Annotated in this window: 25 protein-coding genes and 1 pseudogene; 6 read left to right on the forward strand and 20 right to left on the reverse strand. The window is 60.0% G+C overall.

The genetic code is table 11. The features are described from left to right. From ACC569_RS08935 to acs, 15 genes are all read right to left on the reverse strand, one after another. Positions 1 to 483, reverse strand: a 483-nt coding sequence (locus ACC569_RS08935) for an imidazoleglycerol-phosphate dehydratase (RefSeq protein ID WP_372523167.1), incomplete at its 3' end; no start/stop codon positions are given. Between the two features lie 18 nt (positions 484 to 501). Continuing rightward, entirely contained in the window at positions 502 to 1587 is a 1086-nt protein-coding gene (gene hisC, locus ACC569_RS08940) for a histidinol-phosphate transaminase (protein WP_372523168.1), read from the reverse strand. A gap of 93 nt (positions 1588 to 1680) precedes the next feature. Beyond that, positions 1681 to 2988, reverse strand: a complete 1308-nt coding sequence (gene hisD, locus ACC569_RS08945) for a histidinol dehydrogenase (RefSeq protein ID WP_372523169.1) — start codon at positions 2986 to 2988, stop codon at positions 1681 to 1683. Between the two features lie 7 nt (positions 2989 to 2995). Then, entirely contained in the window at positions 2996 to 3640 is a 645-nt protein-coding gene (gene hisG / locus ACC569_RS08950; RefSeq protein WP_372523170.1) for an ATP phosphoribosyltransferase, read from the reverse strand. 3 nt (positions 3641 to 3643) lie between these two features. Continuing rightward, on the reverse strand, positions 3644 to 4939 hold the full coding sequence (gene murA, locus ACC569_RS08955) for a UDP-N-acetylglucosamine 1-carboxyvinyltransferase (RefSeq protein WP_372523171.1): 1296 nt from the start codon (positions 4937 to 4939) through the stop codon (positions 3644 to 3646). Positions 4940 to 5008: 69 nt separating this feature from the next. Then, the gene (gene grxD, locus ACC569_RS08960) at positions 5009 to 5323 is read right to left on the reverse strand and encodes a Grx4 family monothiol glutaredoxin (RefSeq protein WP_372523172.1); all 315 of its coding nucleotides are present in this window, start codon (positions 5321 to 5323) and stop codon (positions 5009 to 5011) included. A gap of 55 nt (positions 5324 to 5378) precedes the next feature. Next, positions 5379 to 5603 (reverse strand): BolA family protein, encoded by a 225-nt coding sequence (locus tag ACC569_RS08965; RefSeq protein WP_372523173.1) that lies wholly within the window; start codon positions 5601 to 5603, stop codon positions 5379 to 5381. Positions 5604 to 5770: 167 nt separating this feature from the next. After that, positions 5771 to 6532: an ABC transporter permease gene (locus ACC569_RS08970; protein WP_372523174.1), complete on the reverse strand. Its 762-nt coding sequence runs from the start codon at positions 6530 to 6532 to the stop codon at positions 5771 to 5773. Next, positions 6529 to 7446, reverse strand: a complete 918-nt coding sequence (locus ACC569_RS08975; protein ID WP_372523175.1) for an ABC transporter ATP-binding protein — start codon at positions 7444 to 7446, stop codon at positions 6529 to 6531. Before ACC569_RS08975 ends, ACC569_RS08970 begins: the two co-directional genes overlap by 4 nt. Positions 7447 to 7558: 112 nt before the next feature. After that, positions 7559 to 7861 (reverse strand): lipid asymmetry maintenance protein MlaB, encoded by a 303-nt coding sequence (locus ACC569_RS08980; RefSeq protein ID WP_372523176.1) that lies wholly within the window; start codon positions 7859 to 7861, stop codon positions 7559 to 7561. Next, entirely contained in the window at positions 7858 to 8505 is a 648-nt protein-coding gene (locus ACC569_RS08985; protein ID WP_372523177.1) for a phospholipid-binding protein MlaC, read from the reverse strand. Before ACC569_RS08985 ends, ACC569_RS08980 begins: the two co-directional genes overlap by 4 nt. 31 nt (positions 8506 to 8536) lie before the next feature. Next, positions 8537 to 9013: an outer membrane lipid asymmetry maintenance protein MlaD gene (mlaD, locus tag ACC569_RS08990; RefSeq protein WP_372523178.1), complete on the reverse strand. Its 477-nt coding sequence runs from the start codon at positions 9011 to 9013 to the stop codon at positions 8537 to 8539. 1 nt (position 9014) lies between these two features. Next, the gene (gene mlaE / locus ACC569_RS08995; RefSeq protein ID WP_372523179.1) at positions 9015 to 9794 is read right to left on the reverse strand and encodes a lipid asymmetry maintenance ABC transporter permease subunit MlaE; all 780 of its coding nucleotides are present in this window, start codon (positions 9792 to 9794) and stop codon (positions 9015 to 9017) included. Continuing rightward, positions 9791 to 10621, reverse strand: a complete 831-nt coding sequence (locus ACC569_RS09000) for an ABC transporter ATP-binding protein (protein WP_372523180.1) — start codon at positions 10619 to 10621, stop codon at positions 9791 to 9793. Before ACC569_RS09000 ends, mlaE begins: the two co-directional genes overlap by 4 nt. A gap of 89 nt (positions 10622 to 10710) precedes the next feature. Next, complete coding sequence (gene acs, locus ACC569_RS09005) at positions 10711 to 12654, reverse strand: acetate--CoA ligase (RefSeq protein WP_372523181.1); 1944 nt, start codon at positions 12652 to 12654, stop codon at positions 10711 to 10713. A gap of 226 nt (positions 12655 to 12880) precedes the next feature. On the opposite strand from acs, the gene ACC569_RS09010 reads away from it, so the two are divergent. After that, positions 12881 to 13036 (forward strand): hypothetical protein, encoded by a 156-nt coding sequence (locus ACC569_RS09010; RefSeq protein ID WP_372523182.1) that lies wholly within the window; start codon positions 12881 to 12883, stop codon positions 13034 to 13036. 725 nt (positions 13037 to 13761) lie between these two features. Here the strand turns inward: ACC569_RS09010 and ACC569_RS09015 are convergent. After that, positions 13762 to 13992, reverse strand: a complete 231-nt coding sequence (locus ACC569_RS09015; protein WP_372523183.1) for a hypothetical protein — start codon at positions 13990 to 13992, stop codon at positions 13762 to 13764. 122 nt (positions 13993 to 14114) lie between these two features. On the opposite strand from ACC569_RS09015, the pseudogene ACC569_RS09020 reads away from it, so the two are divergent. From ACC569_RS09020 to ACC569_RS09030, 3 genes and pseudogenes are all read left to right on the forward strand, one after another. Further along, positions 14115 to 14327 (forward strand): annotated as a pseudogene (locus ACC569_RS09020) (IS110 family transposase); the annotation flags it as partial. Positions 14328 to 14406: 79 nt separating this feature from the next. After that, entirely contained in the window at positions 14407 to 15144 is a 738-nt protein-coding gene (locus ACC569_RS09025) for a metallophosphoesterase (protein WP_372523184.1), read from the forward strand. A gap of 8 nt (positions 15145 to 15152) precedes the next feature. Beyond that, positions 15153 to 16589 (forward strand): bifunctional serine/threonine-protein kinase/universal stress protein, encoded by a 1437-nt coding sequence (locus ACC569_RS09030; protein ID WP_372523185.1) that lies wholly within the window; start codon positions 15153 to 15155, stop codon positions 16587 to 16589. Positions 16590 to 16723: 134 nt separating this feature from the next. Here the strand turns inward: ACC569_RS09030 and ACC569_RS09035 are convergent, their stop codons facing one another. Beyond that, entirely contained in the window at positions 16724 to 18385 is a 1662-nt protein-coding gene (locus ACC569_RS09035; protein WP_372523186.1) for an MFS transporter, read from the reverse strand. Positions 18386 to 19094: 709 nt separating this feature from the next. Here ACC569_RS09035 and ACC569_RS09040 point away from each other — a divergent pair. Next, positions 19095 to 19280 (forward strand): hypothetical protein, encoded by a 186-nt coding sequence (locus ACC569_RS09040; protein WP_372523187.1) that lies wholly within the window; start codon positions 19095 to 19097, stop codon positions 19278 to 19280. Positions 19281 to 19311: 31 nt separating this feature from the next. Here ACC569_RS09040 and ACC569_RS09045 read toward each other — a convergent pair whose 3' ends face one another. Genes ACC569_RS09045 through ACC569_RS09055 form a run of 3 tightly spaced genes read right to left on the reverse strand, consistent with a single transcriptional unit; the run spans position 19312 to position 21003 of the window. Continuing rightward, positions 19312 to 19893, reverse strand: a complete 582-nt coding sequence (locus tag ACC569_RS09045; protein ID WP_372523188.1) for an NAD(P)H-dependent oxidoreductase — start codon at positions 19891 to 19893, stop codon at positions 19312 to 19314. Positions 19894 to 19907: 14 nt separating this feature from the next. Beyond that, positions 19908 to 20675 (reverse strand): class I SAM-dependent methyltransferase, encoded by a 768-nt coding sequence (locus tag ACC569_RS09050; RefSeq protein WP_372523189.1) that lies wholly within the window; start codon positions 20673 to 20675, stop codon positions 19908 to 19910. 22 nt (positions 20676 to 20697) lie between these two features. Then, on the reverse strand, positions 20698 to 21003 hold the full coding sequence (locus tag ACC569_RS09055; protein WP_372523190.1) for a hypothetical protein: 306 nt from the start codon (positions 21001 to 21003) through the stop codon (positions 20698 to 20700). A gap of 69 nt (positions 21004 to 21072) precedes the next feature. Here ACC569_RS09055 and ACC569_RS09060 point away from each other — a divergent pair. Continuing rightward, on the forward strand, positions 21073 to 21368 hold a 296-nt coding region (locus ACC569_RS09060), incomplete at its 3' end, for an SIS domain-containing protein (protein WP_372523191.1).

Consider the following 21368-nt stretch of genomic DNA (forward strand, 5'->3'; position numbering starts at 1 on the left):
ATTGCAGAATCCCTGGAAAAATTCGTGCACCAGATCCACGTCGAATTCGCCCACGCGCGAGCGCGGGAAATCCACGTGATATTCCAGGCCGGGACGCCCGGAGAAATCGATCACCACGCGCGACAGTGCCTCGTCGAGCGGTACATAGGCATGGCCGTAACGGCGGATGCCCTTCCTGTCGCCCGCCGCCTTGGCGATCGCCTGACCCAGCGTGATGCCGATGTCTTCCACCGTGTGGTGCGCGTCGATATGCAGGTCGCCCTTGGCCTCGAGGGCGATGTCGATAAGCCCGTGCCGGGCCACCTGCTCCAGCATGTGCTCGAGAAACGGCAGGCCGGTATCGATGCGGGTCACGCCGCTGCCATCCAGGTTCACGGAAACGGTGATCCGGGTTTCCTTGGTGTTGCGCGCCACCTCGGCGCGCCGGCCGGACGCAGACTTGCCCCGGGGGGAACGGGATTTTGTTCGTTTAGAGGATTTCACACGCAAACCATAGACGAATCACAGCGCCGCCTCAAGCGCCTTGAGAAAGGCATCATTCTCCGAAGGCGTGCCGACGGTCACGCGCAGACAGCCCTTGAGCATGCCACTGGAGGAATTCAGATTCTTGATGAGCACGCCGCGTGCGCGCAGGCTTTCAAAAACCTCGTCCGCATGGCGCTTCTCGACCCGGAACAGGATGAAATTGGTCTGACTGGGCCAAGCCTGCACGCCACGCAGGCGGCTAAGCGCCTGAAACAGCTGCTCCCGGTCCTGGCGTATCTGCCGCGCCTGCTCATCCAGCAAGGCCAAGTGCGTCAACGCGAATTCCGCGCTCGCCTGCGTGAGGCTCCCAATATTGTACGGAAGACGCACCTTGTTGAATTCCGCCAGCCACGGCGCGGGACCGGCGAGGACGCCCAGGCGCAAGCCTGCCAGCCCCTGCTTCGACAGCGTGCGCATCACCAGCAAGTTGTCATGTTTTCCCAGCCGGTCCATGAAGGAATGGTCGGCGAAAGCGTGATAGGCCTCGTCCATCACGACCAGCCCCGGCGATGCTTCGATCACGCGCGCGACATCCTCGCGCGAAAACAAATTCCCCGTCGGATTGTTCGGATACGCCAGAAAAATCACTGCCGGCTTGTGCGTTTCGATGGCCTTGAGCATGGCCGGCATAGCGAGCGAAAAATCCGGCTGGAGCGGCACGCCCACGAACTTCATGCCGGTGAAAGTTGCAATCATTTCATACATGACAAAGGTCGGCGTGGGCGCGAGTACAACGGCATTCGGATTCGACACCGCCATGAGGGTCGTCTGGATGAGTTCGTCCGATCCGTTGCCGAGAATAAGCTCCATGCCGGCCGGCACGTCGAGCGTCGTGCGCAGACGTTCGCGTATACGATGGGCATCGGGATCGGGATAACGATTGAGCGCAACGCCCTGCAGCACTTCCATCCATTGACGCCGCACATCTTCCGGCCACGAATAGGGATTTTCCATGGCATCGAGCTTGACGAGCCCGGAGGCATCGGGCACGTGATAAGCCTTGAGCGCCCGGATTTCGGGCCGCACCCATCTCTTTATTTTTTCGTCCAATGAACCAGTCATATAAGAAGCTCAACCGCCAAGTACGCCAAGGACGCTAAGAGAGACAGGAACTAAAAAGAATTTTGATTCACTTGGCGTTCTTGGCGGTTCAAGTTATTTTTTAATCCGGTATTCCGCCGAGCGCGCGTGCGCCGTCAGGCCTTCGCCGCGCGCCAGCACCGAGGCGGTTTTGCCCAGCACCGAGGCGCCATCGGCCGAACACTGGATCAGGCTGGTGCGTTTCTGGAAATCGTACACGCCGAGCGGCGAGGAAAACCGCGCCGTACCGGAGGTCGGCAACACGTGGTTCGGCCCGGCGCAGTAGTCGCCCACCGCCTCCGCGGTATAGCGGCCGAGGAAAATCGCGCCGGCATGGCGCACGCGCTTGGCCGTTTCCGCGGCATTTTCCACCGAGAGCTCGAGATGTTCCGGCGCGATGCGGTTCACGAGCTGAAGCGCCTCATCGAGGCTACCGGCGGTGATCAGTGCCCCGCGCGATTCAAGCGAGGCCCGGATGATCTCGCGCCGCTCCATGCCGGGCAGAAGTTTTTCGATGGCCGCGAGCACTTTCAGCGTGAACGCCTCGTCGAGGCTGATGAGGATGGACTGCGCGTCCTCATCGTGCTCCGCCTGCGAAAACAGGTCCATCGCGATCCACTCGGGATCGGTTCTGCCGTCGCACAACACCACGATCTCGGACGGCCCGGCGATCATGTCGATGTCCACCACGCCATAGACGAGCCGCTTGGCGGTGGCGACATACACATTTCCCGGACCGACAATCTTGTCCACCTGGGGAACCGTCTGCGTGCCGTAAGCAAGTGCCGCGATCGCCTGCGCACCGCCGATGGTGAACACCCGATCCACTCCTCCGAGGTAGGCCGCGGCGAGCACCATCTCGCTGAGCGTTCCCTCTGGCGCGGGCACTACCATGACGAGTTCCGGCACCTCGGCGACCTTGGCCGGTATCGCGTTCATGAGCACGGACGAAGGATAGGCGGCCTTGCCGCCCGGCACGTAAAGCCCGACGCGCTCGAGCGCCGTCACCTGTTGACCGAGCAGCGTGCCGTCGGGTTCGGTGTAGGTCCAGGAATCGGTGCGTTGACGTTCATGGTAGGCACGAATGCGCTCCGCGGCGTTGGCAAGCGCTTCGTACTGTTCCTTGGTAACCGCGCGCGACACCTCGCGCAGGCGCGCGCGCGACACCTCGAGTTCCGCCACGCTGGCGACCTCGCGCCGGTCGAAGCGGCGCGTGTACTCCACGACCGCCGCGTCACCGCGCGCGCGCACGTCCGCGACGATGTCCCGCACCGTGGTTTCTATTTTGGGATCGATCGCGTGGGCACGGTCGAGCAGCCGTTCGAAGTCGGCGGTGAACCCGTCAACGCGCGTATTCAGCAGACGCAGCTTGAGCGCGCTCATGGGAGGCTCAAGCAACGGCCCGCTGCAGCTGACCGACGAGATTCTTCAGCGCCTGGTGTTTCATTTTCATCGAGGCCTTGTTGGCCACGAGCCAGGCGCTGATATCGGCGATGTGCTCGACCTCGACCAGGCCGTTGGCCTTCAGTGTATTACCGGTATCGACCAGGTCGACAATGCGGTCGGAAAGACCCACGAGCGGGGCGAGTTCCATCGAGCCGTAGAGCTTGATGATATCGGTCTGAATACCCTTGGCGGCGAAGTGCCGTTGCGTGGTTTTGACGTATTTGGTCGCGATGCGCAGCCGCGTCCAGCTGCGAGGATCGTCGCGCGAGGCCAGGCTCGCCGGCTCGGCCACCATCATGCGGCAGCGGGCGATCTTGAGGTCCATGAGTTCATACAGGCCGTCGCCGTCGTATTCCATCAGCACATCCTTGCCCGCGATACCGAGGTCGGCGGCACCGAATTGCACGTAGGTGGGCACGTCCGCGGCACGGATGACCGTGAGCTTCACGTCCGGCAGGTTGGTATCGAGAATGAGCTTGCGGCTTGTGAGCGGGTTTTCCGTGGGTCGGATACCGGCGCGTTCAAGCAGCGGCAGACCCTCTTCCAGGATCCGCCCCTTGGACAGAGCGATATTGAGCGCCGTGGTCATGGTTCACGCCGACTGCTTCCGCGCCGCCCGCGCCGCGAGTTCTCCCGGCACGCGCCGGATGCGCGCACCCAGCTGGGCGAGCTTCTCTTCGATACATTCATAACCGCGGTCGATGTGATAGATGCGATCGACGATGGTCTCGCCATCCGCCACCAGTCCCGCCAACGCCAGGCTCGCGGAGGCGCGCAGATCGGTCGCCATGACCGGCGCGCCTTTCAGGCTCTTGACGCCGTGCACAATGGCGGTGTTGCCTTCCATGTCGATGCTCGCACCCATGCGCTGAAGTTCGTAGACGTGCATGAAGCGATTCTCGAAGATCGTCTCCGTCACCGTGCCGCTGCCCTCGGCGATCGCGTTCAGCGCGATGAACTGCGCCTGCATGTCCGTCGGAAACGCCGGGTACGGCGCGGTGCGAAGCGTCACGCCCTTCGGACGCTTGCCCTGCATGTCGAGGCTGATCCAGTTCGGTCCGGTTTCGATCACGGCGCCGGCCTCGCGCAGTTTCTCGAGCACCGCCTGCAACAGATCCGGGCGCGCGTTGCGCAAGCGCACGCTGCCGCTGGTCATCGCCGCGGCGACCAGATACGTTCCGGTTTCGATGCGGTCGGGAATGACATCATGTGCGGCGCCGTGCAAATGCTCCACGCCTTCAATCGTTATTTCATCGGTGCCGGCGCCGCGAATCTTCGCGCCCATCGCTATCAGGCATTTGGCCAGGTCCACCACTTCGGGTTCGCGCGCGGCGTTTTCGATGATCGTGGTGCCATCCGCCAGCGTGGCCGCCATCATGATGTTCTCCGTCCCGGTGACGGAGACGAGATCCATGAAGATGCGCGCGCCTTTCAGACGCTTGGCGCGCGCACGGATGTATCCGCCCTCGAGATTGATTTCCGCCCCCATGGCCTGCAAACCTTTGATGTGCAGGTTCACCGGGCGCGAACCGATGGCGCAACCGCCGGGCAGAGACACCTCGGCCTCGCCGAAACGCGCCAGCAGGGGGCCGAGCACCAGGATCGACGCGCGCATGGTTTTCACCAGTTCGTACGGCGCACGCACAGAGGTGTTCTGGCTCGAATCGGCCTCGATCACCATCTTGTCGCCGACCACGAGGCGCACGCCCATGCGACCGAGCAGCTCCATCGTCGTGGTGATGTCCTGCAGGTGCGGCACGTTGCCGATGCTCACGGTTTCGTTGGTCAACAGCGAGGCCACCAATACGGGCAGCGCGGCATTCTTCGCGCCCGAGATGCTGATCTCGCCGCGCAGCGGAATTCCGCCGGTAACAATCAGTTTGTCCATGTCTGAATAATCGTCGGCAATAAAAAAGGCCGCCAGAAGGCGGCCTTGTCCGGTCGGGATTACCGGCGCTCAAACCTGCGCCTGGGTAACCAGCTTCTGGAGTTCGCCCTTCTGGTACAGCTCGGTCATGATATCACAGCCGCCGACCAGTTCGCCGTTCACGTACAGCTGCGGGAAGGTCGGCCAATGGGAGTATTCCTTGAGGCCCTGGCGTATTTCCGGGTCGGATAATATGTCGTAAGTCGTGAATTTCGCCCCGCACGCACCCAGCATCTGGGTGGCCTTGGCCGAAAACCCGCATTGCGGGAACTGGGGCGTACCCTTCATATAGAGCACGATCTTGTCGCTGCTCAGTTGCTGACGAATCTTGTCCTGTATGCTCATGTGAAACCTCGTATCTCGTTATATAAGCTATCGACGCAAAACCGATGGGTGGCGGTCACTCCTCCGGTGCCAAGGTGCGCAACGACAGGGCATGAATTTCATTTCCCATCTTGCCACCCAGCGTGCGGTACACGATCTGATGCCGCTGCAACATGCCCTTGCCGGTGAACTCCCGGGCCACGACCTCAGCCTCGAAGTGATGGCCGTCGCCGGTCACCGACACGCGTGCGCCCGGTAACCCGCTTTCAATCATCTGCTTGATGTCTTCCGGCTGCATCATTGACTCATTATCCGTCCACTTGGCGCTATTTCAAGAGATATGCCCGTTGGGGATACATGACAAAACCCGCAAATCATCCACGGGCCTTGGGGGCAGGTACCTGGACGGGGATGTCCTGTAGTTGTGCAGGCAGTATACAGCGTCGCCGGGTGGCGGAAACGGGCAATTCAGTCGCGCAATTTATAACCGGTCTTGAGCATCAGCAGCGTGATGCCCGAGACTGCCGCCAGCGAAATCCCCACGACCAGCAGACTCAGCCATGGCGCGATGTCGGACACGCCGAAAAAGCCGTAGCGGAAGCCATCGATCATGTAGAAAAACGGGTTGAAGTGGGACAGCTTCTGCCAGAAATCCGGCAGCGAATGGATGGAATAGAAAACGCCGGAGAGGAACGACAAGGGCAGGATGATGAAGTTCTGGAATCCGGCGAGTTGATCGAACTTCTCCGCCCAGATGCCGGCGATCACGCCGGTCGCGCCCAGCACGGCGCTGCTCAGGAACGCAAACAGCAGGATGAATCCCAGGTGCTGCACGGGCAAGGAAGTAAACAGCGTTCCCGCCAGGTACACGCCCAACCCCACCAGCACGCCGCGCACCGCGGCGGCGAGCACGAACGCCAGGAAGAATTCCAGGTGCGATAGCGGCGTGAGCAGGATGAAAAGCAGGTTGCCGGTCACCTTGGACTGAATGAGGCTCGAGGAGCTGTTGGCGAAGGAGTTCTGTATCACCGACATCATGACGAGGCCGGGGATCAGGAACGCGGTGTAGCTTACTCCCGGAAATACCTGCAATCGTCCTTCGAATACGTGACCGAAAACCAGCAGGTACAACAAGGCCGTGATGATCGGGGCGATCAGGGTTTGCAGCAGCACCTTGCCGAAGCGCAGTATCTCCTTGTAGAACAGCGTATAGAGACCGGTGGGATTCACGCACTGCCTCCGTGCGTCAACTCGACGAACACGTCTTCGAGATCCGCCCCTTCCATGCTGAGATCGGTGATCACCGCGCCGCGTGCGCGCAAGTCATCCAGCACCGCCATGACCGAATCGGTATTCTTGTCGAGTTGCAGTTCGATCTGGTTACCTTCCTGCCGGCGCAGCTTCGGCGCCAGGGATTCGGGCAGGGGGCCCAACGGCTCCGCCGTGGTGATGCAGACCCGCCGGGTGTGACCGATACCGCGCGCCAGCAGCGCGCGCTTGGTATCGAGCGCCACGATCTCACCGCGATTCAGGATGGCGATGCGCTCGCACAAGGCCTCGGCTTCCTCGAGATAATGCGTGGTGAGCACGATGGTGTGGCCCTCGCGGTGCAGCCGGCGGATGAAGGTCCAGAGCTGTTTGCGCAGCTCGACGTCCACCCCCGCCGTCGGTTCGTCCAGCACCACCACGTCGGGCTTGTGCACCAGGGCCTGGGCAATCATGACGCGTCGCTTCATACCGCCCGAAAGTGCGCGCATGTTGGCGTCGGCCTTTCCGGTCAGCATCAGCGCCTGCATCAGCTCATCGATCCAGGCATCGTTATCGCGCAGCCCGAAATAGCCGGACTGGATGCGCAGTACCTCGCGCACGTTGAAAAACGGATCGAACGTCAGCTCCTGCGGCACCACGCCGATGAGGCGCCGGGTCTGGCGGTAAGCCGTCAGCACGTCATGCCCGAGGACGGTTACGCTGCCTTCGTCAAACCGGGTCAACCCGGCGACGATGCTGATCAACGTGGATTTGCCGGCGCCGTTCGGGCCGAGCAGGCCGAAGAATTCCCCGCGCTCGATCGTCAGGTCGATGTTCTTAAGGGCGTGGACTCGAGGGTAATGCTTATGCAGCCCTGTAATGGAGATCGCGGACACGGCTGTAGCTCAAGTAAATGATGGAACCACGGATGAACACGGATAGACGCAGATCAAGAAATGACTTGAGATTATTCGTGTTTATCAGCGTTCATCTGCGGTTTCACGAGTCTTATGTCAGACCGAAGACCTGCGTGAGGCCGTTGACGCGGATGAGATCACGCATTTGATCCGGCATATGGGTGAAGACGATCTCGCGCTGGGCGGAACGCGCGAGTTGCAGCCACTCGATCAAAAGCGCCAGCCCGGCGCTGTCGGCGAGCGTCACTCCATGCATATCGATCGTGACCTTGCCGGTACCGCCTTGCAGCCATTTATCGGTATGGGCGAGAAACTGCGGTACCGACTGGAAGGTCACCTGTCCGGACACCTCGAACACGCCGTTGTCGCGGGCCTTGAATCCGTTCTCGCTCACTTCGAATCGCCCGCCTTGGTGCCGTCGGAAGCGGTTTTTCCTACGGCGGCCGTCTTGTTGTCCTGCGCCAAGCTCGCGATCAGTGCATCGAGCCCCTCGCGCTGCACCCGATCCGCATAGGTCGATTGGTAAGTCGTCACGAGGCTCGCGCCTTCGATCGTGACGTCATACACCTTCCAGCCAGCGTCCGTGCGATAGAAGCTGTAGTTGATGGCGATGGGCGGCCCCCCGTCCGTGCGGCGGACCTCGGATTTCACCGCCGCAGTGCGGTCGCCGGGAGCCAGCTTGAACGGAAGGTAGATGATCTTTTCGTCGTTGTACTTGAGCAGCGCGGTGGCGTAGGTGCGCACGAGCAGATCGCGAAACTCGGCGGTGAAACGCGTGCGCTGCTCCTCGCTCGCCGTGCGCCAATAGCGCCCCAGCACCGTGCGCGACATGGCGCGGAAATCGAAATTCGGCAGCACGTGTTCATCCACCATGGCATAAAGCTTCTTGTGGTCCTTGGTGTAGACATTCTTGTTTGCCTTGAGCAGCACGACGATCTTGTCCGTCACCTCGCGCGCCAACAGATCCGGTGCCACCTCGGCGGCCAGCACGGACAGGGCGAAAACCATCAACAACAGGGAAGAGATGATTTTTTTCATTGGTGGCTCCTTAAAGGTTCGCGGCGGCGTGCTACTTGGCCGGTGCGCTCTCTCCGGCCTTGTTGAAGATCACCTGCCCGACCAGTTTCTCCAGCACCAGCGCCGATTGCGTGCGCAGGAAACTATCGCCGCTCTTGAGCGCGACGTCGTCACCGCCAGGCTCGATGCCGATGTACTGATCGCCCAGCAGGCCCGAGGTCAGAATGCTCGCGCTGCTGTCCTTGGGGATGTTCTGGTAGCGGCCATCGATGTCCATCGTGACCAGCGCCTGATATTTTTTGTTGTCGAACGCAATGGCCGACACACGCCCGATACGCACGCCAGCCACGGTCACCGCCGCCTTGACCTTGAGACCGCCGACGTTATCGAAATGCGCCGTGACCTTGTAGCTGTTCATGACATCCGCCGAGGTGAGATTGCCGACCTTGAAGGCGAGCATGGCCAGCGCCAGGATGCCCGCAGCCACGAACAGGCCGACCCACAATTCCAGACTATTCCGATTGATCATGTCAGACCTCTCCCAAGGTCAAAGCAGTGAGGATGAAATCCAGGCCGAGCACGGCGAGCGAAGAATATACCACCGTCCGGTTGGTGGCGCTCGCCACGCCCTCCGAGGTCGGCACCGCGTCATAGCCCTCGAATACCGCTATCCAGCTAACCACAACGCCGAACACCACGCTCTTGATGACACCGTTCATGATATCGTCGTGGAAATCCACGCCATTCTGCATCTGCGACCAGAAGGCGCCGGCATCCACCCCCAGCAGCCCCACGCCCACCAGGTGTCCGCCCATCACGCCGATCGCGGAAAACAGCGCCGTCAGCAGCGGCAAGGCAAACACGCCCCCGAGAAACCGTGGTGCGATCACGCGCGTGATCGGATTAACCGCCATCATTTCCATGCCGGCGAGCTGTTCCGTGGCCTTCATGAGGCCGATCTCCGCCGTCAGCGCCGACCCCGCGCGGCCGGCGAACAGCAGCGCGGTGACCACCGGCCCGAGTTCGCGCACCAGCGACAAGGCCACCAGCAGGCCAAGCGAGTTCGCCGAACCGAATTTGACGAGCGTATTGTAGCCCTGAAGCCCGAGCACCATGCCGACGAACAGTCCCGAAACCAGGATGATCAGCAGCGTCAGCACCCCCACGGCGTAGACCTGTTGTATGACGAGATAAAACCGCCGGACGAGTTCCCACGAACCGAGCATCACTTCATACAGGAACATCGAGGCCCTTCCCAGGCGCTCGACGCTGTTGGTCACAATCCGTCCCAGAATACGAAGAGTGTTCACGTGGCGCCGCGCATCAGGTCCGTCACGTAGTCGTCAGCCGGATATTGATACGGCACCGGGCCGTCCGGCAGGCCGTCCATGAACTGGCGCACATGTTCGGAACCGGATTTCTGCACTTCAGCTGGCGTGCCTTCACCCATGATACGGCCGTCACCGACGAGATAGGCATAATCGGAAATCAGGCAGGTCTCGGCCACGTCGTGCGACACCACGATCGAAGTGATGCCGAGCGACTGGTTGAGCTCGCGGATCAGTTTGGCGATCACGCCCTTGGAAATGGGATCCAGTCCGGTGAACGGCTCGTCGTACATGATCATCATGGGTTCGAAGGCGATCGCGCGCGCCAGCGCCACGCGCCGCGCCATGCCGCCCGACAATTCCGAGGGCATGAGATCGCGCGCACCGCGCAGGCCCACGGTTTCCAGTTTCATGAGCACGACCTTGCGCAGGATGGACTCCGGCAGCTTCGTGTGTTCGCGGATGGGAAAGGCGACGTTTTCGAACACCGAAAGGTCGGTCAGCAGCGCGCCGGCCTGGAACAGCATTCCCATGCGCTTGCGCAGTTCAAAAAGTTCCTTGGTTCGGAGGTCCGGCACCGACTGGCCGCCAACGGTCAGCGTGCCGCGGTCCGGTTTGATGCGCCCGCCGATGAGATTCAACAGGGTCGTTTTTCCCGATCCGCTGCCGCCCATGATGGCGACGACCTTGCCACGGTAGATGGGAAGCGTGATGCCTTTGAGGATAGGCCGGTCACCGCGCGAGAAATAGACGTCCCGGATATCCACCAGGACGTCGCTCTCCGAAGCGCTATGGCTGGGTTGATTCAAACTTTTTCCTTGTTCGACGCATCGCGAATCGGCGCTATTCTAACGCATTAGCCCGTCATTGCCACGGAATGACGGGCACCACCCGTGCGTTATTTGACCGCGCGATTCTTGATCAGGTCCTCGACCACGGACGGGTCGGCAAGCGTCGTGGTATCGCCGAGGTTGGAGAGGTCGTTCGCGGCGATCTTGCGCAGGATGCGGCGCATGATCTTGCCGGAGCGTGTCTTGGGCAGGCCCGGCGCCCATTGAATCACGTCGGGCGAGGCGATCGCGCCGATCTCATTGCGCACCTGTGCAACCAGTTCCTGGCGCAAGCCGTCCGAGGCTTGCACGCCGACCTTGAGGGTGACATAACAGTAGATGCCCTGCCCCTTGATGTCATGCGGGAATCCCACGACCGCGGCCTCGGCCACCGACTTGTGCAGCACCAGCGCGCTCTCGACCTCGGCCGTGCCGAGCCGATGGCCAGAGACATTGAGCACGTCGTCCACGCGTCCGGTGATCCAGTAGTAACCGTCCTTGTCGCGGCGCGCGCCGTCGCCGGTAAAGTACTTGCCCGGATAGGTCTTGAAATAGGTATCCACGAAGCGCTGGTGATCGCCGTACACCGTGCGCATCTGCCCCGGCCACGGACGCAGGATCACGAGATTGCCGCTGCACTCGCCCTCGAGCACCTTGCCCTCGGGGTCCACGATCGCCGGCATCACCCCGAAGAACGGCCGCGTGGCCGAACCCGGCTTCAGGCGCGTCGCGCCCGGCAGCGGCGTGATGAGAATCCCGCCGGTCTCGGTCTGCCACCAAGTATCGACGATCGGCACGCGCGCCTCGCCGACGGTGTGGTAATACCACTCCCAGGCCTCGGGGTTGATCGGCTCGCCCACCGTACCGAGCAGCCGCAAGGATTTTCGTGAGGTCTTCTTCACCGGCGCCTCGCCTTCGCGCATGAGTGCGCGAATTGCGGTTGGCGCAGTGTAAAAGATATTGACCCGGTGCTTGTCGATGACCTCCCAGAAGCGCGAGGCGGTGGGATAATTCGGCACGCCTTCGAACATGAGCGTGATCGCGCCGTTGGCCAGCGGGCCATAGACTATATAAGAGTGGCCCGTCACCCAGCCGACGTCGGCGGTACACCAGAAGATATCGCCGTCGTGATAATCGAAGACGTACTTGTGAGTCATCGCGGCGAACAGCAGATAGCCGCCGGTGGTGTGCAGCACGCCCTTGGGCTTGCCGGTGGAGCCGGAGGTATAAAGAATGAACAGCGGGTCCTCGGCGTCCATCTCCTCGGCCGGACAATCCGCGGAACTCTTCGCCATCAGCTCGTGGTACCACACGTCGTGCTTCGCGTTCCAGGCGATGTTGCCGCCGGTGCGTTTCACGACCACCACGGTGTGCACGTTGGGACAGTGCGTGAGCGCCTGGTCAGTATTGGCCTTGAGCGGTATCTTTTTATTGCCGCGCAACCCCTCGTCGGCGGTGATGACCACGCGGCAGTCGGAATCGAGAATACGGTCCTTGAGCGACTCCGGCGAAAAACCGCCGAACACGACCGAATGGACCGCGCCAATGCGCGCGCACGCGAGCATCGCCACCGCGGCCTCCGGGATCATGGGCATGTAGATGCAAACGCGATCACCCTTTTTCACGCCACGGTGTTTCAGTACATTCGCAAACTTGCATACCTCGGCATGCAACTCGCGATAAGTTATTTTCTTGTCTGCCTTGGGATCATCGCTTTCCCAGATGATCGCCGTCTGGTCGCCGCGCTTCTCGAGGTGCCGGTCGAGGCAGTTATAACTCGCGTTGAGCTTCGCGCCCTCGAACCAGCGGATATGCAGGTTCCTGGCGTCAAAGTTCCAGTCCGATACCTTGGTCCACGGTTTGGACCACGTCACCAGCACCTTCGCCTGCTCACCCCAGAAACCGTCCGGGTCTTTGACCGAGCGCTGGTACATTTCCTTGTACTTGTTGTCGTCGATCCAGGCGCGTTTGGCGACCTCGGCAGGAACGTTATAAATCTTATCTTCGGACATGTGTAAATCCTCCTGGTGTACCCCGATAAAAATCGATTTTGCAGTATCTGGTGTCCACGCCTCAAGCCGGATTTATCGCGGCTTGCCGCCGTCGGCCGAAACGCCCAGAATGACCGGGTTTTAAGAAGTCTCCCATGAATCTGGAAGCAGGCGCCACTACCTGCGCGCGTGTCTGCTGCGCGCATTCAGGCGGCCGGAAGCGGCACTGGCCGCGTACCGCGATGCCTTGGGCGCCGATCCCGGTTTTGCGCGTGCCGCCCTCGCCTACCTCCTGGCCGCGCTGGAGCGCAGTGCCAAGGCCGAAACGGCGTTTTGCAGGGTCATCGAACTTGCCCCGCGCGGTTCGACCGCATGGTTCAATCTCGGCTTCCTTTGCGAATAAAATGGACCCCTGAGTCAAGACAATATTGCACTGAGTTTAAGCTGCACATTCAACCTCACTCGCAGCTGGACGGCGCTGCCCGGTTTTGCCTTTGCTTTGGTTTTCGCTTTGCTGTTGATCTTGACTCTGCGGTAGAGGAAACCCCTGTTACGCCACACTCCACAGGGGCTTCCTCTACCGCGCCACCGAACTTATCCACGATCATCGCCCCGCCGCTTTGCGTTGGGCTTGCTTCAGGCCCCGCCCCACGGTGACTCCCTTGCCGTTTCGCAAGCCTTCAGTTCTGCGAAAACCCGGCCATAGAACTTGCACCTATGAAGCAACTGCCATACCCGACACACACGTTTGAATTCAGCCGACGACAAAAGCACAGCTTTTGGCGTCCGCTGCGACGGCATGTTAGGTGTCATTTCGCACGAGAGGAACCAGGTATGTTTGCAGCGCTCCCATAATGAGGACACCTCCCACGACGGCCGCAATTCCAAGGGGCAACGATTCAGATTTCATGAGAACGAAGCCACCCAAGAAGGCTGGTATTGCCGCGAAGATAGCTGTCCAGTGTGCCGATACCTTTTTCCCGCACGATTGACAATTGACCACACGCCCAGGACCGAGTGCGGATTTTTGTAAAAGGCTCATGGCAGCACGGTTGCAGTACGGACATTTAACCATCGTCGTGACTCCTGACCGGCACGACCATGGTGGCCAGACCGCACCAACTAAAGTTATGCATCTTCGTCATTATTTTGTGTCCACACGATCCACATCGACATCGCGCCCAACACCACGGCGACGGTGCCAAGAAACGCCCAGAACCAGGCAAACCCCTTTGCGTCGGCTGCTTGCACCGGGTCCGTCATTTCTCCAATGGAGCTGAATCCCGTAATCGCGACGCCGTAGCAGATGATCGCGAAGACTGCAGCAAGCACAATGGCCATCTGAGCAGATATCTTCATTTGTTCACCCTGTTCGTTGAAATGTTGTCTAACGAATGATATGGACTCCGCCCGCCCCTGACGGCATCAATGTGCCAGATTGAAGACGGTATCTGTTAATCAACGGAACAGGAGGAGTCACCATGAACGTTACTACTGTCGGGATCGATTTGGCAAAGAATAGCTTCAGTCTGCACGGTGTGGATAGCCGGGGCAAGATGGTGTTCCGCAAGACCTTAGCGCGCGCAAAACGAATGCCATTCCTGGCCGGGCAGCTACCGTGCCTGATCGGCATGGAGGCCTGCAGCGGGGCGCATTACTGGGGCCGTGAGTTGACGAAATACGGCCACCGGGTCTGCCGTCGTGTCAACGCTCCAATACCGGCTTCTGTTATGATTGCAGCGATAATCTGAAAAATTACACGGGGCCAGATTGGTGATTGCGCTGCTTACCGATATTCACAGCAACCTGGAAGCGCTCAACGCTTGTCTTGAGCATGCGCGCGAAAGCGGTGCCGAGCGCTACGCTTTCCTGGGAGATCTGGTGGGATATGGCGCCGACCCGCAAGCCGTCGTCGATATCGTTGCACGCTACGCCGCCGATGGTGCGATCGTGGTGAAAGGAAATCACGACGAAGCAATCGAGAAGCACGCCAATTACATGAACGATGCCACTAAAGACTCCATCGAATGGACGCGCAAGGCGCTCTCCACTGAATCCAAGGCCTTTCTCTCCAGCTTGCCATTGATCGTGCGCACTGGGCCGATATGCTTCGTGCATTCTTCGGCGGCTGCTCCGACGCGCTGGGAATATATTGACTCACCGGCCGAGGCACAACGCAGCGCTGAGGCAGCGCAAACGACATATACCTTTTCAGGGCATGTGCACAATCAAGCGCTTTACTTCGAAGGCGCGCAGGGAAAATGGTCCATGTTCTCTCCTACTCCCGCCAGCGTCGTTCCGGTCAGTCGGCGACACCACTGGCTCGCTCTGGCTGGATCGGTCGGTCAACCTCGAGATGGCAAGCCGGCGGCAGCCTATGCATTATTTGATTTTGAGCGCGAACGGATAATCTTTCACCGGATCGCTTACGATCACTTCGCGGCGGCGAAAAAGATTCGGCAGGCGGGACTGCCCGAAGCACATGCCTATCGCGTCGAAAAAGGCATCTGAACGCCATCATGACCGAGAATCCGGCACCAGGCAGCGAAATCGACGGGTTTCGCCTCGGCGAATGCATCCATACCGGTGCGCAAGGCCGCATCTTCCGTGTTATTTCGCCCGACCACGGCTTCCCCACGATCATGAAGCTACCGCGTCTCGGCGCCTTCGAGCCGCGCGAAAACCTCATCAGTTTCGAGATCGAGGCCATGATCATACCGGCGCTCTCCGGAGATCACATCCCGCGCTTCGTGGCGGCCGGAGACTTGGCGAAAACGCCTTATCTCGTCACCGAATGGATCGAAGGTGAAAGCCTCGAAAGTACGCTGAAGCGCGGCCCGTTTGCTCCTGACGAAATTGCTCGCATCGGTGCCGAGATCGCCGATGCCATTCATGAGTTACACCTGCAGGAAGCAATCCATTTCGACCTCAAGCCCGACAACCTGGTACTCAAAAAAAATGGCGGGGTCGCGCTCATCGACTTCGGGCTTGCACACCACGCGCGTCTTCCCGACCTGTTGGCGGAGGAAAAACGCTTTGCCGCCGGTTCGGCGCCGTACATCTCACCCGAACAAGTGCTGGGCGTTCGCACGGATCCGCGCAGCGATATCTTCGCGCTCGGGGTCGTGCTCTACGAGATATCGACAGGAGAACTTCCCTTTGGCGTACCGGCAACCATGGCGGGCCTGCGTGATCGGCTGTGGCTCGATCCGGTTCCACCCCGTATCCGATCGCGCGAGGTGCCGCCCTGGCTGCAGGAAATTATCCTGCGTTGCCTCGAACCGAATGCAGATGACCGCTATCAGTCAGCCGCACACCTCGCTTTCGACCTGCGCCATCCTGAGCAGCTGGCACTGACCGCGCGTGCCCACAAGTCGGGGCGGGCAGGTTTGTTCGGGCAAATACGGCGCTGGTGGCGTACGCGCAGCGCACGGCCAGCCTTGCCCATGATGCCCACGGCGCAGGTCGGCAGAACCCCAGTCATCATGGTGGCCGTGGATACCATGCACCCGGACGATCCGCGCCAGCCCATGTTGCAGCGCGCGACTGCACAGGCGTTGTCTCTATCGCCGGAGTTCCGGCTGATCTGCGTATCGGTGATTCGCGCCGCACCCGTAGCGGCTGGCGCGAACATCGCCGAGAGCGCCTCCGGTATTCACCTTGACCACCTGATACGTTTACGCCATTGGGTTGAGCCGCTGCGCCTGCCGGCCCGGCGGCTATCGCTGCACGTGATTGAGTCCCCGCGTCCGGAAGGCACGTTGCTCGAGTTTGCGAGCAGCAACCATGTCGATCTGATCTTGTTGGGTGCTCCCAGCCCGACGCAACACACGCTGGCTTGGTGGCGCTCGGTTGCATCGAGCGTTACTGCAAACGCCCGCTGCAGCGTCTACGTGGTGCGCATTCCCGAACCCAAACCCACTCCAGATTCAGGGTATGGCGATCCACACATCTGACCCCGCTAGCGAATACATAACTTGAAGCAGGCCCCGATCAGGAGTCGCCGAGAGTATGCAGCAAGATCCAAAAAAAGAGGCCCGCATTCGCGGGCCACTTTTCTCCGGCACGGGCGTCTCACGCCCGCCAGGATTTAAGGCAACATGCTATGGTCATAGGTGCGGATATCCCTGTCCTTGGTTTCGGTCAGGAAGAGCGCGCCGATGACCAGAGTCATGACCGAGACCACGATCGGGTACCACAGTCCATAGTAGATATCCCCGGTTGCCGCGACCATCGCCGTCGCCGTCAGCGGCAACATCCCGCCAAACCAGCCATTGCCGATGTGGTACGGCAGCGACATGGAGGTGTAACGGATCTGGGTCGGGAACAGCTCTACTAGAAATGCCGCGATCGGGCCATACACCATGGTCACATAAATCACCATAATAACCAGGATCAGCTCGGTCATCACCCAGTTGACCTGGGCTTTGTCGGCACCTAGCTTGAAGCCGGTTTCTTTGAGTGTCGCTCCCAGTTGCGCCAGGTTGGCACTGTCTTCTTTACCTTTGGGTGCCGCGGCGATCTGCTCAGCATTCTTGCTCTCGATTCGGATCGAACCAATGGTGGTAACCACGGCCTTGCCCGGCTCACCCGGCAACGACTTGAAGGACAGACCCTGCTTGGTCAGGAAATCTTTGGTCTTGTCGCAATCATTGAACTTGCTCCACGGACCGACGAAGATGTGGAAATTGCAGTCACTCGCCGCGACGCTAATCGGGTTTATCTCAACGTATTGCTCAAGCGCCGGATTGACGAAGTGCGTTAGGCCTGCGAACAAGGGGAAATATGTCACCGCCGCGATCAGGCAGCCGAACAAGATGATCTTGAGGCGCCCGATCTTGTCCGACAGCCAGCCGAAGAAGATGAAGAACGGCGTCCCAATCAACAGCGATAGCCCGATCAGAATGTAGGTCGAGACGTAATCCAGCTTGAGCGTGATGATGAGAAAGAACAGGGCATAGAACTGCCCCGTGTACCACACCACGCCTTGCCCCGCCGTCGCGCCGAGCAGTGCGAGCAGCACGAACTTGTTGTTCGGGTATTTGAAAAAACTGTCGGTGAGCGGCGACTTGGAGCCCTTGCCTTCAGCCTTCATTTTCTGGAATACCGGCGACTCACGCAGCTTAAGCCGGATATAGACCGAGAACACCAGCAGCACCAACGACAGCCAGAAGGGAATACGCCAGCCCCAGTCCGCGAACACCTTGGCATCCATCCAGATGCGGCAGCCGCCAATCACCGCCAGCGCGAGAAAGAAGCCGAGTGTGGCCGTGGTCTGGATAAAGCTCGTATCGTAGCCGCGCTTGCTATGCGGTGCATGCTCCGCAACGTAAGTCGCTGCGCCACCGTACTCGCCGCCGAGCGCGAGTCCCTGCACCAGCCGCAGAGTCACCAACAGGAATGGTGCGGCCCAGCCTATCGACTCGAAGGTGGGCAGCAAGCCGACCAGAAAGGTGGCGCCGCCCATGAACACGATCGTTACCAAGAAAGTGTATTTCCTGCCGACAATGTCGCCGATGCGGCCAAAAAAGACAGCGCCGAAGGGGCGCACCAGAAAACCTGCCGCATAGGTCGCAAACGCCGACATCAGTGCGGCGGTCTCGTTCCCAGGTGGAAAAAATAGGGCCGCAAAGAACGGCGCCAGCGTCGCATACAGATAAAAGTCGTACCACTCGAACACCGTTCCCAGTGACGAGGCAAAAATGACCTTCTTTTCCTCGGTCGGCAAACTCGCTTTCTCTGTCGTGCTCATTTTTGTATGGCCCTCGATTAAACGTGAGACGAAGTTATTTTTTCCCGCCGCGCCACGAGTAGCGCGACGACCCCACTATTTATCCTTGCCTAGATACTGCTATCAACATTAACCGGGAATCTCCTCGCCGTCCATCCACCCGGAACAAAGCCCGGAGAAGCATGGCGTGCACATTTTTCTTTTTCCTTATTTGTTATCCGTGCAGAAGACAGGTTGCCTGCGCCAGTCCACAGACTCCTGCACGACGGAGGAGTCTATTACAGACAACATGCGAGGTTAGTGCAAGCAATCAAGCCACAGATATTGCAGGAGTGTAGCCCTTGGATTTCATATGGTGAAACATCGGGGGGTTTCCGGGCGCTGCCGTCTATATCCGTTATGGCCCGGACGGTCTGAAATATATTGTTACGCGCAGCGGCCGAGACGCAAAACGGCCAAGCCACTTACCGCTCTGGCGCGCCGCCCCAGGCCTCAACCAGTGCCGGACGCAACGGCATTAGAGGGTGTTTGCCACGCACCTGCAGATAACGGCGGGTCGCCATCAGGCAAACCGGTCCCGCATCCACCCTGCAAAGGCCTTTTATTTCCGCGTGGGCAACAAGTCTGCGGTATCCTGATGACGCATGCTTTGACTTGATTCTACGAATTGGCGGCGCCGGATTTCATTATCCGAAATGACCGCAGGATTTTTCAGGAACATTTGAGGAACATGGGCGAGATCGTTAAATTCAGGAAGCCGACCTTACAGGAAAAAGCCGAAGGCAAAACCTTGTGCAAAAGCGGCTTTCACAAGTGGAAGGTCATGAACGAAAGGAAATTCGACGTGAAGCAGGGAAAACTGGTCACGCGGCGGCGCTGTGAGCGTTGCGGGAAGGAGCAGACTATTTTGCGGTAGTCCGTCCCCGACCAGCCCGAGAAACAATTGTTCAGGCCAGGCGGGTACCCAGCGCCCGGATCTGCCCGATCCACTGCTGGCGCTTTTCTTCCGTCGAATTCTTGAGGGGCCCCACTTCCGTGATGCGCACCGGTTTGATGCCGCAGAACTGAAGAATGGTCTTCTTCATGGTGTTGTGGCCGGGTCGACCGAAGTACCAGCGGTAAATCCACGATGGCGTGTTGAGCGTGACGATCAGGCGCGCGCTGCGGCCGGTGAGCAGCTTGTCCCACAACGGGGAATTTTTGCGGAAGTTCACGGCAAAGCCAGGAAGAAAAACCCGTTCGATGAATCCCTTTAGCAGTGCCGGGATGGTGCCCCACCAGATCGGATAAACGAACACCAGGTGATCGGCCCACTTGATCGCCTCCTGCGCCAGCATCAGGTCCGGCTCCAGTTCGGACAGATGCGCGAGGCTGGTGGTGGCCAGTGGATCGAACTTGAGATCACCCAGATACAGTTCTTTCACTTCCGCTCCCGCGGCGCGCGCGCCTTCGGAATAAGCCTGCATTAGCGCGCCTCCGTAGCTGTGCCGCTGCGGCTGGCCGAGAATCACCAGAATCTTTTTTGGCATGGTCTGTTTTCCGCTTACGACCGGTCCGTCACCAGCGCCGTCACTCGTCCAAGACGCAGGTAAAGCGGCCAGCGTACCGTTAGCCGCGCGTCCTCTCGTCCCCAGGCTTTCGCCAGCGCCCGGCGGATAATATCAATCGGGTTCTGTTCGTTTTTCTGCTGACAGAGCTGCGTCGCCGACCAGGTGTGAAGATAGCCTATCAGATCGTTCATGTCCCACTCCGCCTTCATGTAAAACTCGGGCGTTGGCAGCTCGACGAACGGGAATGGAATGGTTCGGTATTTCTCATCGATGTAGCGGCGCTCCGGCGGCCAATAGGGGCCGACTATATTCCTATAATAATGATGCACGACCTTGTCGACATCCGGATTGATCCGGCTCAAGCCGTAACACCACACCGCGAGCATGCCATCGGGCTTCAACACGCGCCGTGCTTCCTCGTAAAACGGATCGAAACGGAACCAGTGCAGCGCCTGCGCGACGGTGATCAGGTCCACGGAACGGGACGGAATCCCGGTCTGCTCCGCGGTCGCCACGGAATAATCGATCTTTTCATGACGCACGGCATTCTGGATCTGGGTCTGGCTCGGGTCGGTGGCGATGACGCGATCGAAATGCCCGGCCAGCCCCAGCGCGGCCTGGCCGTTGCCGGTGCCGCAATCCCAGGCGAGCTCGTGCCGTGTCACGGACTTGGCCAGGAACGCGAACAAAGCCTCGGGGTAATCCGGGCGGTAGCGGGCGTAATCGCCGGCCTGTTCCGAAAAATGATCTTTGAATTTCATAATGGGCGGGATTAAAGGAGTCTCATCCTGAAGGCTTCAATCCTGTTAATCCTAATCTAATCCTGTGAATCCTGTGAATCCTGTGAACTATCCTTCGAGTAAAATTTACTCCGCCTGTTCCAGCGCCTGAGGAACACCAGTCCGAACTCGGCGAGGGTGCGCGTGTGCCTTCCAGGCCGGGGATCCAGCCCATGCCATAGGGGGCCACGACGATGCCGGCGCACAGATACACCAGGATATGCGGCAGACGCAGATAACGGAACAACGCGACCAGCACCACCGCCACGCCCAGCAGGATCAGAATGCCGTGAAAGCCGATCGGCTCCATGGGATAATCGCAACTGTTTCGATATACTCCACGAAAGATTACCCCAACCCACGCCAAATCGCGAAACGCATGAAGTCATCCGCATCGTACGAACAACTGGGACGCGAGGTGATCCAGCTCGAGGCCGAGGCATTGCAGGCGCTGGCGAAGCGCGTCGATGGACAGTTCGCCGAGGCCTGCCGCCTGATTCTCGCCTGCACCGGACGGGTCATCGTCATCGGCATGGGAAAGAGCGGGCACATCGGCGGCAAGATCGCCGCCACCCTGGCCAGCACCGGCACGCCGTCGTTCTTCGTGCACCCGGGCGAGGCCTCGCACGGCGACGTCGGAATGATCACCACACCCGACATCGTGCTGGCGATTTC

Source organism: Sulfuricaulis sp., assembly GCF_041499725.1.
Lineage (GTDB): Bacteria > Pseudomonadota > Gammaproteobacteria > Acidiferrobacterales > Sulfurifustaceae > Sulfuricaulis.